This is a genomic window from Bacillus sp. BSL6 (assembly GCF_052928345.1).
Genome location: NZ_JAVGCW010000011.1, coordinates 56,624 through 70,598, shown reverse-complemented (window position 1 = coordinate 70,598; position 13,975 = coordinate 56,624). Strand labels below are relative to the sequence as shown.

The 13,975-nt window shown below is 35.4% G+C and carries 15 protein-coding genes and 1 riboswitch; of the genes, 12 read left to right on the top strand and 3 right to left on the bottom strand.

Annotated features, from left to right (window positions below; genetic code table 11):
- Positions 1 to 27: 27 nt before the first annotated feature.
- Entirely contained in the window at positions 28 to 1,749 is a 1,722-nt protein-coding gene (locus RCJ96_RS24870; RefSeq protein ID WP_416504600.1) for a DUF3981 domain-containing protein, read from the top strand.
- Positions 1,750 to 1,914: 165 nt separating this feature from the next.
- A complete protein-coding gene (locus tag RCJ96_RS24865) occupies positions 1,915 to 3,126 on the top strand; it encodes a multidrug effflux MFS transporter (RefSeq protein ID WP_116777297.1) in 1,212 nt (403 codons plus the stop codon).
- A gap of 33 nt (positions 3,127 to 3,159) precedes the next feature.
- Here the strand turns inward: RCJ96_RS24865 and RCJ96_RS24860 are convergent, their stop codons facing one another.
- Positions 3,160 to 3,606 (bottom strand): hypothetical protein, encoded by a 447-nt coding sequence (locus RCJ96_RS24860; protein WP_416504587.1) that lies wholly within the window; start codon positions 3,604 to 3,606, stop codon positions 3,160 to 3,162.
- A 274-nt stretch (positions 3,607 to 3,880) separates the two neighbouring features.
- Here RCJ96_RS24860 and RCJ96_RS24855 point away from each other — a divergent pair, with 274 nt between their 5' ends.
- Positions 3,881 to 4,384 carry a hypothetical protein gene (locus RCJ96_RS24855; protein ID WP_071728633.1) on the top strand — a complete coding sequence of 168 codons (504 nt, stop codon included), beginning with the start codon at positions 3,881 to 3,883 and terminating at the stop codon, positions 4,382 to 4,384.
- Positions 4,385 to 4,400: 16 nt separating this feature from the next.
- Here RCJ96_RS24855 and RCJ96_RS24850 read toward each other — a convergent pair whose 3' ends face one another.
- Positions 4,401 to 4,622 (bottom strand): DUF3951 domain-containing protein, encoded by a 222-nt coding sequence (locus tag RCJ96_RS24850; RefSeq protein WP_416504588.1) that lies wholly within the window; start codon positions 4,620 to 4,622, stop codon positions 4,401 to 4,403.
- Between the two features lie 167 nt (positions 4,623 to 4,789).
- A riboswitch (SAM riboswitch) is annotated at positions 4,790 to 4,895 on the top strand.
- 137 nt (positions 4,896 to 5,032) lie between these two features.
- On the opposite strand from RCJ96_RS24850, the gene RCJ96_RS24845 reads away from it, so the two are divergent.
- Genes RCJ96_RS24845 through RCJ96_RS24825 form a run of 5 tightly spaced genes read left to right on the top strand, consistent with a single transcriptional unit; the run spans position 5,033 to position 10,332 of the window.
- The gene (locus RCJ96_RS24845; protein ID WP_074608893.1) at positions 5,033 to 5,950 is read left to right on the top strand and encodes an ABC transporter permease; all 918 of its coding nucleotides are present in this window, start codon (positions 5,033 to 5,035) and stop codon (positions 5,948 to 5,950) included.
- Positions 5,951 to 5,966: 16 nt separating this feature from the next.
- Positions 5,967 to 6,971, top strand: coding sequence for an ABC transporter permease (locus tag RCJ96_RS24840; protein ID WP_000501524.1), 1,005 nt, complete (start codon positions 5,967 to 5,969; stop codon positions 6,969 to 6,971).
- Complete coding sequence (locus tag RCJ96_RS24835; protein ID WP_000531256.1) at positions 6,928 to 7,938, top strand: ABC transporter ATP-binding protein; 1,011 nt, start codon at positions 6,928 to 6,930, stop codon at positions 7,936 to 7,938. Before RCJ96_RS24840 ends, RCJ96_RS24835 begins: the two co-directional genes overlap by 44 nt.
- On the top strand, positions 7,935 to 8,708 hold the full coding sequence (locus RCJ96_RS24830) for an ABC transporter ATP-binding protein (RefSeq protein WP_270796114.1): 774 nt from the start codon (positions 7,935 to 7,937) through the stop codon (positions 8,706 to 8,708). The genes RCJ96_RS24835 and RCJ96_RS24830 overlap by 4 nt, the downstream gene beginning before the upstream one ends.
- A 13-nt stretch (positions 8,709 to 8,721) precedes the next feature.
- On the top strand, positions 8,722 to 10,332 hold the full coding sequence (locus RCJ96_RS24825; RefSeq protein WP_416504589.1) for a peptide ABC transporter substrate-binding protein: 1,611 nt from the start codon (positions 8,722 to 8,724) through the stop codon (positions 10,330 to 10,332).
- Between the two features lie 16 nt (positions 10,333 to 10,348).
- Here the strand turns inward: RCJ96_RS24825 and RCJ96_RS24820 are convergent, their stop codons facing one another.
- Positions 10,349 to 10,816 (bottom strand): YusW family protein, encoded by a 468-nt coding sequence (locus RCJ96_RS24820; RefSeq protein WP_074608889.1) that lies wholly within the window; start codon positions 10,814 to 10,816, stop codon positions 10,349 to 10,351.
- 173 nt (positions 10,817 to 10,989) lie between these two features.
- On the opposite strand from RCJ96_RS24820, the gene RCJ96_RS24815 reads away from it, so the two are divergent.
- The 4 genes from RCJ96_RS24815 to RCJ96_RS24800 all read left to right on the top strand — a co-directional run bounded on the left by RCJ96_RS24815 (position 10,990) and on the right by RCJ96_RS24800 (position 13,947).
- Positions 10,990 to 11,889 (top strand): helix-turn-helix transcriptional regulator, encoded by a 900-nt coding sequence (locus RCJ96_RS24815; RefSeq protein ID WP_074608887.1) that lies wholly within the window; start codon positions 10,990 to 10,992, stop codon positions 11,887 to 11,889.
- Positions 11,890 to 11,907: 18 nt separating this feature from the next.
- Positions 11,908 to 12,099 (top strand): hypothetical protein, encoded by a 192-nt coding sequence (locus RCJ96_RS24810; protein WP_270796118.1) that lies wholly within the window; start codon positions 11,908 to 11,910, stop codon positions 12,097 to 12,099.
- A gap of 65 nt (positions 12,100 to 12,164) precedes the next feature.
- The gene (locus tag RCJ96_RS24805; protein ID WP_270796119.1) at positions 12,165 to 12,746 is read left to right on the top strand and encodes a TetR/AcrR family transcriptional regulator; all 582 of its coding nucleotides are present in this window, start codon (positions 12,165 to 12,167) and stop codon (positions 12,744 to 12,746) included.
- Between the two features lie 58 nt (positions 12,747 to 12,804).
- Positions 12,805 to 13,947 carry a YhgE/Pip domain-containing protein gene (locus RCJ96_RS24800; protein WP_270796121.1) on the top strand — a complete coding sequence of 381 codons (1,143 nt, stop codon included), beginning with the start codon at positions 12,805 to 12,807 and terminating at the stop codon, positions 13,945 to 13,947.
- Positions 13,948 to 13,975: the final 28 nt, after the last annotated feature.

Below are 13,975 nucleotides of genomic sequence, written 5' to 3'. Positions count from 1 at the left end.
ACAAAAGAAAAGGGGACATTGCCTTTGATGAAATTTTTAATTTTAGCTATTCTCACTTTGTTTTTGATTCCATGGACAAGAAGAAGCGGTAGTAAACTTCGAGCAGTGGATAAGAAAGGGGATGAGAAGGTTGTAAAGGGTAAGAAATCATCTATTTTAGTTATTCCATTTTTATTTTGGATAGGTATTGCAATCTATGAATATTTTTGGCTAATTGATGATCGAGCAGATTCAATTCTTACTCATTATTCTGTTGCAGTAGCGATTTTAATTGGGCTTGTTTTATTTTCCCAAGATCAAATAGGTAAATTAGAAGGCACGTTAAAAGGACTTCTAATGTTTGTTTTACTTGCAAGTTACGGCTACTTTGGTTATTTGCACGATATAGTAATCTCGCAAAAGAAATATGATTCTGTTGTAAAGGTAGAGAAAGATATTTCAGAGCCATTTACTGAAAATGATCAGCCATTTACAGTGCCGCCAAAGACAGCGGAGAATAAGATGAAAAAAGTATTTGGGGATATTCCGAAAGTAGCTTATTTTGAGCTAGGAGAATTAACGCCACAAATGGTAAATGGCGAGGCTTTATATGTAGCACCGATTGAAGTTTCAGGATTTTTTAAAGCACGTAAAGCTGAGACAATTCCAGGGTACGTCACGATGTCAGGTACGAATCCTGATGCAGAAGCAAAGCTGCACCTTGGTTATAAAATGAAATACGTGCCAAGCATGTTTTTCGGAAATCATTTAGAGCGTGTGGTAAGGAAAGCAGAACCAAATTTAATCTTTAAAGGGAAACCTAAATTCGAAGTGGATGATAAAGGGAAACCGTATTATACAATGACGTACGGTGAATTTATTTCGGGAAGATCCGGATTCGAAGTAGAGGGCGTTGTAGTAGTAGACGCACAAACAGGTGAAGTGAAAAGATACGATAAAGGAAAGGCACCTAAATTTGTTGATGGTGTATTAAATCACGAGACCGCATCTACATTAAATACGTATTTCGGTAAGTACATTCACGGATTTTGGAATACAAAATTCTCGCAAACGGACATGAAGATTCCGACTGAGTGGGGAACGAAAGAAGGAGTTACACCAATCTTCGGTAAGGATGGAACGTTATATTACTTTACTGATTTCACCTCTCCGAAAGAGGGAGTAGATTCTGCACTAGGTTATTCACTTATCGATGCGCGTACAGGTAAGTTGTATTACTATAACGGAAAAGAAGTAAAGGGAATTATGGATGGTTCGGCTGCTTCGGAAGTCGTGGATAATTCCTTTAAGAGAGAGAAATGGCATGGAACGATGCCGGTTATTTATAACGTGTACGGTAAACCTTCTTGGATTGTACCTGTTATTGATGATGGAGGGTTAGTGCGTGCCCATACGGTTATCTATGCTTCTAATGCGAAAATATTTGCAACAGGTTCGACGCAAAAAGAAGCGCTTGAGAATTATAAAAATGCGCTGAGTGGAAGCGGAGATTCATTTAGACCGACTTCAAATGGAAAAGAGGCGCAAAAAGAAGGCGTTGTACAACGTGTATATAAAGAAAAATCAGGTGAAAATACAATTGTTTATGTACTGTTGGAGAACGAACAAAAAGTGTTTATGATACCTGCGAAAAAGTTCCCATATGCTATGTTTACAGAAGTGGGAGATCCAATTCAAATCACATATTTAGATACAGGAGAGGCGATGTCTTCCGTATCTAAATTTACAAATAGTAATTTGAACAAGTAAAGCGATAGAGATTCTATCGCTTTTTTTACAAAATTAAACAGGAAAATACGCTATACTTGACGTATGTGTATGTTGTAACTATAATTGTTACGATTTAGTATGTATAGGAAAGGGTGAACGGAAAAAGTGAATGAAGTTAATCAGGAAATATATAAGCCTGTAAAGATGAACAGGTTATGGATGATTCTTGTATTAGGAACACTTACGGCGATTGGGCCATTATCTATTGATATGTATTTGCCTTCATTACCGAAATTAACGGATGACTTGCAAACAGGTGCATCCCTAGCCCAGCTTACATTAACAGCTTGTTTGCTTGGGCTTTCAGTAGGACAATTATTTGTTGGCTCAATTAGTGATATTTACGGAAGACGCAAACCTCTTATTATTGCTCTCATTATTTATGTTGCTTCTTCTTTACTTTGTGCTGTTGCGCCATCTATTTGGACTTTAGTGTTATTACGCTTCCTACAAGGAGCTTCAGGATCAGCCGGGATTGTTATATCACGTGCAATGGTACGTGACATGTATTCAGGTTCTGAAATGACGAAGTTCTTCTCACTGCTTATGTTAGTAAACGGAGCAGCACCTATTTTGGCACCGATTATTGGGGGACAATTATTACAGTTTACAACGTGGCGCGGTGTTTTCATCGTTCTTGGAGCAATTAGCGTATTCATGTTAATCTCAGCTACTTTCGTATTACGTGAAACATTACCTCCTGAAGAAAGAGAAACAGGCGGTTTGTCAGGGACGTTAGCGACATACGGAAAACTGTTAAAGGACCGTTTGTTTATGGGATATGCATTGTCACAAGGATTAGTAACGGCGGCAATGTTTGCATACATTTCGGGCTCACCATTTGTGTTGCAGAACATATACGGAGCATCACCACAGCAATTTAGTTTATTCTTTGCAATCAACGGTATCGGTATTATTATTGCTAGTCAGGTTACGGGTCGTTTAGCGGGGAAAGTGAATGAGAAGACATTATTTGTCTCTGGTATCATTATTGCAGCTGTTGGTGGTTTATCTTTATTACTGACAATCTTACTAGGGATAGGGTTAATTGGTGTTTTATGCTCGTTATTCCTTGTCGTATCAAGTGTTGGGGTTGTCTCAACAACTGGGTTTTCATTAGCGATGAGAAATCAAAAACAAGCTGCAGGAACAGCATCAGCTTTATTAGGCTTATTACAGTTCATTTCAGGAGCGCTTGTTGCACCGCTAGTAGGTATTGGTGGAAGTAATACCGCATTACCGATGGGTGTTGTAATAGCTCTTTGTGAAATTGGTGCGGTACTATGCTATTTATTTATGGCTAGAAGAAGTGAAAAGCAGTTTGAACTGCAAGCAAGACAAAATTTAGAGGCTTAACAAAAAAGAACTGATTCAAAGGGAATATTTGAATCAGTTCTTTTTTTTATTTCTTTCAAATACCTCATACATATTATTCATGATCGTATCATATAAAACAGCAAGTTTATCCCACACCCAGCGATTACTATCAACTTCTTTTTCCCCGCAGTCGATAATATCGGTATGGTCGGTAATTTTATACGCTTTTTTAACGACAATAGGAGCAATTTTCGGTATACGTGGGATTTCTTTTAAGATATCTGCGAAGTTTCCAATGTAGACATGACCGATGATTTCGATTGTTAATGATTTATCTGATATATTTAGCACTGTATGAAATTGATTTGTATGTTGTTGTTTTAAATATTGGGCTAACTTAAATGGAGCATGCTTCTTTTTTAATACGCGGCGAAGGCTCTCTGTATTTTCGATATGAAGTGATTTTTCGCGAATAAGGACACGAATATCTTCTCCCATAAAAGGCATTGTATTGTACATAGATGATTCTCCTTAAAAACTTACATATGTTTGCGTTATGCATATGTAAGTCTAGCATGGTTTGTTCTTTATGTGTGCTTACAGTTTTGTAAGGTGCTGTAGTAAAGCAGTGCAAAAGTTATTTGTATAAAGTGACGATACTGTGACAAACATGTTGGTATATATATTACGATGTCGTCTTAAGTGTAAAAAGTAGGATGTTCTCGGTATAATAACAAGTAGAGATAAAAGAAACTATAATGAGTAGTAGCTGTAGATAAAAGGAGAAGAAGAGATGAAGAAGGCTTTGGGTATTGCTGTAATGGGAAGTATGATCCTTCTAGCAGGATGTAATGGAAATAAGGATACGAAAGAACCGAAAGAAAAGGTAGAGCAATCTACAGAACAAACAGAAGAAATGAAAGAATACCGTGCAGTACATGAAAAATACGATTTGAAAATGAATAAAGAAATTAATAACGCACTGCAGTTATTTGAAGTAGCAAAAGAAAAGGGCGGTAAGGAAATAACGACTGCTACATATAAAGAAGATGTGCAAAAGGTAACAACGAGCATGTTAGAAGATATTGATCATATACGAAAAGAAATTCGTGTTCCGAAGTCGAAAGAGCAAGAACATGAGGTATATGTCGGTTTCTTGAATGAATCGGAACAAGCAATGAAAAAATTACAGAAATTAGCTAAAGAAGAAGATTCATCGTTGATTCGTGATATAGAAATTAATTTTGCAACAGCATCGACATACTATAAACGTTTTCAAGCAGAAACGAAAAAATAACCTTGCCTATGCAAGGTTATTTTTTCTTCTTGCCATCTCCATCTTCATCTTCATCCTCGGATACTAATATCTTCTGTTCTTCGTGAAATTCAGAAATAGTTTGCCCGGTAATATTATCGAAAGGGGTATAAAAAGAAGTGATACTTTTCTTTTTGATGAAGAGTTTGTAGAAGCCGATGATGACAAGTATAACGATTGTTAAGGGTAATCCTATAGTAGCTAGAAGTAAGGGGTCCATCTTATAACTCCTTTCATATCTTTTTTTATTATAAGCGAAATACGATATAGATAAATAAAAGTGTTAAAAACTGATTTTTCTAAATATATCCAATTTGATTGACTTTTCATTTTTTCAGAATTATAATTCGAAATATACAATTTGAACCAAATAATAATATAGCAATTTACTTATCCAGAGAGGTAGAGGGACTGGCCCTATGACACCTCAGCAGCGGGTTCTGTAATAGGAACACCGTGCTAATTCCAGCAAGCAAGTCTTGAAAGATAAGTGATGGGCCTTTGTTTATTAAGCCTTGATCTTATTTTTTAAGATCAAGGCTTTTTGTATTCTAAAAAAGAGAAAAGGGAGTAATGGAAAAAGTACGTTCATAAAACTAAGTAAATATATGTGTTTAGGGGGTTATTGAAGTGTATGTAATTAAAAAATTATCAGTTATGGTGTTCACGATATGGGTTATTACGACGGTGACATTTCTAATTATGCATATTATTCCGGGGGATCCATTTTCATCAGATGCAAAAATCTTTCCTGAAGAAGTGATCCAAAACATGAGAGCGAAGTATCACCTTGATGAACCGTTATGGAATCAATATGTTGCTTATTTAGACGGCGTAGTTCATTTTGATTTTGGTGAATCTGTTCAATCAACCGGGCAAGGTGTATCAGAAATTATAACAACTGGTTTTGGTCCATCAGCAATTATTGGTTTACAAGCACTTATTATTTCATTGCTAGTCGGAATTGCTGCAGGTACATTTGCTGCTCTCTATCATGGGAAGGTAATTGATTACGGTGTAAGTTTACTTGCCATCCTCGGTATTTCTATTCCGAGTTTTATTTTAGCACCACTATTTATACAAGTATTCGCTATTCAATTCGAGCTCTTACCAGTAGCCTCTTGGGGTACATTTGAACATACGGTATTGCCATCCTTTGCATTAGCGTTAGGACCAATCGCAGTGATTACAAGATTTGTTCGCTCTAATATGATTGAAGTTTTGCAGAGTGATTATATTAAGTTAGCGAGAGCGAAAGGTATACCGATTAAGAAGATTATTATAAGACATGCTCTTCGAAATGCAATTGTTCCAGTGCTTACATTTGTTGGACCATTAATGGCGGGACTTTTAACAGGTACTTTCGTTATTGAAAAGATTTTTTCAATTCCTGGTCTCGGAAAATATTTTGTAGATAGTATTTTTAATCGAGATTATCCAGTGATTATGGGAACAACCATTTTTTATAGTGCACTTTTAATTGTATGTATTTTTATTACAGATATTATTCATCGTATTGTTGATCCACGTATTCGTTCTATTACGTAAGGAGGGAGATGTTTAGATGGGGGCTTATGAAATTAATGACCAGTTATTAACAAATGAAGAGAAAAAAGAATTAACAATAAATAAAGATCAGCAAAAGATTAGCCGAAAGAAAGAAGTGTTTCGTAAGTTTGTATCGAATCCAATCGCAGTTTTAGGATCAGTGACGTTATTACTCATTATTGTTTTTTCACTTGTTGGTGAAAGTTTAACGCCATTTACTGCGAGTGAACAAGTAAAAGAGGCAACAAACTTACCACCTAGTAGTGAGCATTGGTTCGGAACAGATGATTTGGGAAGAGATATATGGGCACGTACTTGGGCTGGCGGGAAAATTTCATTAACAGTTGGATTAGTGGCAGCTGCTCTTGATATAGGACTTGGTGTGCTAATTGGAGGATTTAGTGGATATGTGAGAGGGCGCAATCGCCTTGGGACATTAATTGATGAGTGGATTATACGAGGAATCGAAGTGTTATACGGTATCCCGTATTTATTAATTGTTATTTTACTATTAATTGTTATGAAACCAGGTCTTTTTACCATTATCATCGCCCTTGCATTAACAGGATGGATTGGTATGGCACGTCTCGTTAGGGCGCAAGTCTTATCTTTAAAACAAAGAGAGTTTGTTATTGCAGCGGAGCGATTAGGTACATCACATATGAAAATTATATACGGGCACTTAATTCCGAACTTAACAGGCATTATTATCGTAAATTTATCATTTACAATTCCAGCAGCTATTTTCTCAGAATCATTTTTAAGCTTTATCGGACTAGGAGTGCAATCACCGGCAGCAAGCTGGGGGACGATGACGAATGATGCACTTGGGACATTACTAAGCGGGGAATGGTGGCAGCTATTCTTCCCAGCAATCATGATTGCGCTCATTATGTTCGCATTTAATGCGATTGGTGATGGTTTACAAGATGCAATTGATCCAAAAATCGTAAAACAGAATCGAAAGGAGAAAAAACATGGGACAGCTCTTATCTTTAGAAAACGTAACGTTAGCCGTTGAAAAAGAGAATAGTAAACAAGCAATTGTGAAGCATGTTTCCTTTTCTGTTAGCGAAGGTGAAATAGTTGCACTTGTAGGAGAAAGTGGCTCAGGGAAAAGTGTTACAGCACAATCTATTATCGGCTTAAATCAAGAATCAATTCAAATTGATGATGGAAATATATCTTTCGAATCAAAGGCATTAACGAATCTACAAGAATCAGAATGGAATCAAATTCGTGGGAAAGATATTTCTTTTATCTTTCAAGATCCACTTTCATCTTTAAATCCGACGATGAAGGTGGGAAGGCAAATTACAGAGGTGATTTTGCAACACGAAAAGAAATCGAAAAAAGAAGCAAAAGAAATTGCGATTAACTTATTAAATGATTTAGGGATACATGAAGCAGAGAAACGCTTTGAACAGTACCCACATCAATTAAGCGGAGGTATGAGGCAACGTATTTGTTTAGCAATCGCATTTGCTTGCCACCCAAAACTCGTTATTGCGGATGAACCTACGACAGCATTAGATGTAACAATTCAAAAGCAAATTATGGAGTTATTAAAGGAAAGAAAGGAAAAGCAAAATACGAGTATTTTACTAATTACGCACGATTTAGCACTTGTACGTGAAGTAGCGGATCGAGTAGTTGTGATGTATGGAGGACGTGTTGTTGAAAAAGGAACGATAGAGGAAGTGATAGGTTCTCCTAAACATCCATACACAAAAAGCTTATTACAAGCAATTCCCAATATGGATGATTCCGAAAAAGTATTACGTGCAATAGAAGGGACGACACCTTCCATTGAGACGTTAAATAGCTTTGGTTGTCCTTTTGTAAATCGTTGTCCAGTAGCGATAAAAGAATGTATTCATCGTTTCCCAGAGAGAACAACATATTCCAAGGAGCATAGTTCACATTGCTGGCAACATGTTCTGGAGCATAATAAAGCGAAATCAAAAGAGAAGGTGAATGCCTCATGACGACAGATTTAATTACTGTAAAGCAAGTAACGAAAACGTATGGAAGTAAAAATAAAGAAATCGCAGCGTTAAAAGACATATCACTTACGATCTCGAAAGGCACAACGCTTGGCATTATTGGAGAAAGTGGTTCAGGAAAAACAACACTTGGTAAGCTCATAGCTGGGATTGAGAGCCCAACGTCTGGTGAAATTGATTATAACGGTCAAGTCGTTCACAAGTTGAATGCAGCTCATAAACGTGATTTCTTACAGAAAGTACAGTTTATTTTTCAAGATTCCACAGCAGCATTAAATCCGCGCTGGAAAGTACGCGATAGCGTAACGGAAGGTTATATTTCATTCGGTTTAGGTGATAAAGGATTAAAGGATAAAGTAGCAGGTGATGCGCTAGAACGTGTGGGATTAGATAGACGATATATCGATCGCTATCCGCACGAATTTAGCGGAGGACAACGTCAACGAATTGCTATTGCAAGAGCTTTATTATGTGAGCCAGAAGTATTAATTCTTGATGAACCAATTTCAGCATTAGATGTTTCATTGCAAATTCAAATTGTACATCTGCTGCAAAAAATCCAAAAAGAACAAGGTTATACATATTTATTTATCGCGCATGATTTACCGATGGTTCACTATTTATGTGAAAAAGTAGCTGTCTTATACAAAGGAGAACTTGTTGAATTTGGAAATACGGACGAAGTATTCCGTAATCCACAACATTCTTATACAAAAACATTATTAGCATCAACACCAAAAATTTCAGGTTAAAGGAGAATGTAGGATGAAGAAGTTTTTACTGTTTGTCATTATGACTGTTTTAGCAATTACTTCTGTCGCTTGCGGTAAGAAAGAGACGCAAAAGGCGAGTGCTGGTAAGGGAGAAGGAGATCGATTAGTAACGAATATTGGTAGCGATCCATATACACTTGATTCCGCTATCGCGACAGATAGTACTTCAGGTTATGTAATTGGACATTTATTCTCAAGCTTATATACGCAAGATAGTGATGGGAAATATCAAAATGAATTAGCAGAGAAAGAAGAAGTAAATGCTGATGGAACTGAGTATACAATTCATTTAAAGAAAGATATTAAATGGTCAGATGGTTCTGCTATTACAGCAAATGATTTTGAATTTGCATGGAAGCGATTATTAAATCCGAAAACGGGTTCTATGAATGCGACAGAAATGTATTTTATTAAAGGGGCAGAGGCATACAATACTGGAAAAGGTGAAGAAGGACAAGTTGGCATTCAAATCATTGATCCTCAAACATTAAAGGTAACACTTGAGCACCCAGTGTCTTCTATTAAACAAAAGTTAGCAAGCTCATTATTCATTCCATTATCTAAAAAATCAATTGATGATAATAATAAATTAAAAACAGATCCAAAAGAGTTAATTACGAACGGACCATTCACATTAAAAGAATGGAAGCATAATCAGGCTATTACAGTACAAAAAAATAAAGAATACTATGATAAAAAGGTAACATTAAAAGAAATTGAGTTTCGTATTATTCCAGATTCTAAAACAGCGTACCAATTATACAAATCAAAAGAATTAGATGTGCTAAGTGGTTTACCACAAGAGATGATTGAGAAAGAAAAAGGAAATAAAGAATACAAGCGTGTTGCAGGATTCTCATCTTATATTTATTCGTTTAACGTAGAAAAAGAGCCGTTCACAAATGCAAAGGTACGTAAAGCATTCTCGTTAGCAGTTGATCGTAAGTTTATTGTTGAAAAACTGTATAAAAACAATGCACAAGAAGCAAATGCATTCGTTCCAGAAGGAGCAAAAACACAAAGTGGGCGTGATTTCCGTAAAGAAAAAGGTGGTTACGTTAAATTTGATCCAGCAGAAGCGAAAAAATTATTAGAAGAAGGCATGAAAGAACAAGGCTGGTCTACATTACCTGAAGTAACATTAAAGTTCACTACAGATACACAACATAAAAAAGTAGCAGAAGCAATGCAAGAAATGTTTAAGAAAAATCTTGGCGTAGATATTAAATTAGAAAATAAAGAGTGGAAGAGTTACATCGACACATATAAGCAAAGTGATTTCCAATTAGCTTATATGGGATGGGGCGGTTCTCTATTAGACCCAATTACTAAATTAGATTTATATGCAGGTGATGGTCCAAACAATTATGCAAAATGGCATAATAAAGAATTTGATGCTTTAGTGAAGGAAGCAGAAGTTGAACAAAATGAAGATAAGCGTTTTGACTTATTGCATAAAGCGGAAGATATTATGTTTACAGATTCACCATTAATTCCAATTATATTCCCGTCGGATTCCTATTTACAAAAACAAACGGTATCTGGACTTCAATATTATGTTGGATCTAAACCAGATTTAAGATATGCAAAAATAAAGAAGTAGGCGACTGCCTACTTCTTTATTTTATTTCTCTTTTATATTCTTTTTTCGTTCCATCAGAGAAGACAACTTCTAAATCGAATTTTTGGTAGTCTTTATCAAGTTTGAACACGTTCACTACTTGATCGATTACTTCTTGGTCGGCAGTATCTTTATCAAATTTTAATTCTTGTAGAAGTGGGCTTAATTTTGTGATAGCCTCGTCTCCTGTTAATTTTACATCTGCTTTATGATCTTCAATTTTTGCTTCCATTTTCTTATCAGCTGCTACATTTTTATAGTCTGCTTCGTAGTCTTTCTTTGTATCTTGGTAGTCTGCCTTTAAATCGAATTCATTGAAGTTTAGTTTTAAATCTGCAGGAGCCTCGTTTTTTGCTTCTTCAGTCGTCTTTTTATTAGAAGTTGTATCTTCTTTTGCAGGAGCTTTACATCCTGTTAATGCAGGTACTAGCATAAGAACTAATAAAACTGATAGTAGAATTCTCATTATAAATTCCTCCTTATGTAAATTCGTTCTATACAAGTTTTTCCCAAAAACATGTAATTATGTATGTGTTGAAAATAAATTATTATTCTGTAGTCACAAGGGCTAATCCGCAATTTAAATCAAAAAAGATTTGTATGTATATGGTAAATTGAAGTTGTGAGGGAGGGACTAAAATGCATGAAGAGTATAAAGAGATAATAAAAAAATCAATTGAATATATAGAGAATCACTTACATGAGGAGCTTACAACAGAAAGAGTGGCATCTCACAGTGCAGTATCGATGTACCATTTTCATCGTATCTTTCAAAGATATGTTGGGATGAGTGTAACGGATTATATTCGAAAGAGAAGGTTAACTCATGCTGCGCAGACTTTAGTATCGACTGAAAGAGCAGTTATTGATATTGCAATGCAATATGGTTTTTCCTCACAAGAGGCATTTACGAGAGCTTTTAAAAGAATGTTTCAATTGCCACCAAAGAAATATCGAAAGTACTTCCAGTCATTTTATATAGAAAGAGAGGGTGTTTCAATGCAAAAAGGTATACCGAAAGGATGGATCTTAAGTGGAAGTCATCCTGCTGAATATGAGATGGGTTTAGATTATGAAGTTGTCCATCAAGGGAAAGTATCTGCATACATAAAAGCAAAAGAGAATGTTACGCACGGAGGATTTTCAACATTAATGCAAATGTTCCGAGCAGATAAATATGTAGGGAAGAGATTACGTTTTACAGCATTTGTTAAGAGTGAAAATGTAAGAGATTGGGCAGGGTTGTGGATGCGAGTAGACGGAAAAGAGACAGAACCGCTTGCTATGGATAATATGCAAAATCGTCCCATTAAAAATACGAATAATTGGCAATCGTACTCGGTTGTATTAGATATAAAAGAAGGAGCGCTTGGTATTGCATTTGGTGTTTTATTATCAGGAGAAGGTTGTGTGTGGCTAGATAGTATTCGATTTGATGAAGTAGATGAAAAAATTCCTACAACAGATTTGGCAGAGAACTTTTATGAAACACTCTTAGAAGAACCAATGAATCTACAATTTGAAGAATTAGAAAAATAAAAAACAAGGAGAAAAGATATGCTCAAATATGCAAAACTAATAAGTATTAGTTTAGTAATATCGTCTTGTATTATGGGAATTAATTATTTAGTTAGCTATCTTTGGTCAGGGCATATACCTTCTTTGACGTGGAGAACATATTTGATGTTTGTGTTTATATTTATGATGAGTTTTGGTTCCGTGCAAAAAGAAGGGAGAAAGGATTATTGACAATTATTAGAAAAGTTATATAATCTAAATGTAAGTGATCACTTGCATGAGGAAGAGAGGGTTTTATGGCGCGTTCAAAGACAGCAGAAAGAATTATTCAAGCAGCGATTGAATTAGTGAAAGAAAAAGGATATACAGCAGCGACAACGAAAGAAATTGCAATGCGTGCTGGTGTTAATGAAGTAACGATATTCCGCAATTTTAAAAGTAAGAAGGGTGTTATTGAAGCTGCGGTTGCTGAATTTTCATATGTACCGCATTTAAAGCATTTTTTACAAACAGAAATTGTGTGGGAATTAGAAACGGATTTAAAGAACTTAGCAAGGCATTATCATAATTTTTTAGATGGGGTAAAAGATATTATTGCTATTGGTATACGTGAGGCTGGAGAATTTCCTGAATTAGATGGGGAAATTGCTAAAATACCACAAGGACTAAAAGAAGAATTAAGTATCTATTTTGCAAAAATGCAGGAAAAAGGAAACATTATTGATACAAATATTGAAGCGCAAGTAATGAACTTTATCTGGATCAATTTTGGATATTTCTTATCTAAATTACGTTTTGCAGATCGCCTGACAGAAGTTGATGATGAGAAATTTATTGAAAATAATATTGTTTTGTATGCTAGGGCATTAAGACCCTAGTATTTATTTAAAATAAAATGCAAGTATGTACTTGCTTGCTGTATAGGAGAGTGAGAAAATGGGCGCATTAAAACAATTTTTAAAACGACCTGGTACGTATGTAGGAATGGTAGTGGCATTATCGTTCCAACTTATTTTCTTTTGCGTCTGGTTAACGGCGTATGATGGAGTGAATGAAAGAGCAGATCAAATGCGTATCGCTATTGTGAATGAAGATGTCAATATAGGTAGTGAAATAGCAGAAAGCTTACAGAGAAATTTACCATTTCAAGTGAAAGCAGAAAGGTCTGTAGAAAAGGCAACCAAAGAAATGAATGACCATGTGTACGATATGATCATTGAAATTCCAGCTTCTTTTTCAAAAGATATAAATGGAACAGGAAAGACAAATTTACACTTCCATATTAATCAAGCGAATGCCATGATGGCAAAGCAAATGATGGAAGGAGCTGCAAAACAAATTCGAGATAATGTAAATAAAGAGATAGCAAATTATAAGAAACAAGCGATTGTTGGAAAGCTACAAGCTGTAGGACCTGAGAATGTAGAAGTGATAAGAGGGTTAACCGAAGATTCAATTGGTTTTACAGTTCATAAAGTAAATGATGCAAAAGGATTTTCAGTGAATATGGTACCGCTAATGATCGTATTAGCTTCATTTGTAGGAGCAATGATTATGAGTATGGAACTATCAAAAGTTGCAAAAGAAGTAAAGGGCGGTTGGAGTAATTTCTTATCAAGACAAATCATAAACAGTACAGTATCAATTTTACTTGCATGTATTACAATTGGTTTGATGAAAGGCTTCCAAATTGAGATGCACGAAACAGTAGGGAGTATATGGGGGTTTCAAGCAATAGTCTTCTTCGCATTTCTTTCATTAACACAAATGTTTCTAATTGTGTTTGGAAACGCAGGTATGATTTTTAATATTATCTCACTATCGTTACAACTTGTAAGTTCCGGTGTAATCGTACCACATGAGATGCTTTCTAAAACATATCAAACAATCGGCGGATTATTTCCTGCAACATATGCAGCGAATGGCTATTATACAATAATATTTGGAGGAGTTAATTTAGAGAGAAATATTATTTCGTTATTAGTTATTGTATTAGTTACACAATCAGTAGCAGTGATGACTTTAGCTATAAAAGGAATGGTAAAGGGAAGAAGAAGCTCTGTAGTTAAAGAAGCATAAAATAAAAAGGTATCCTCGGTGGGATACC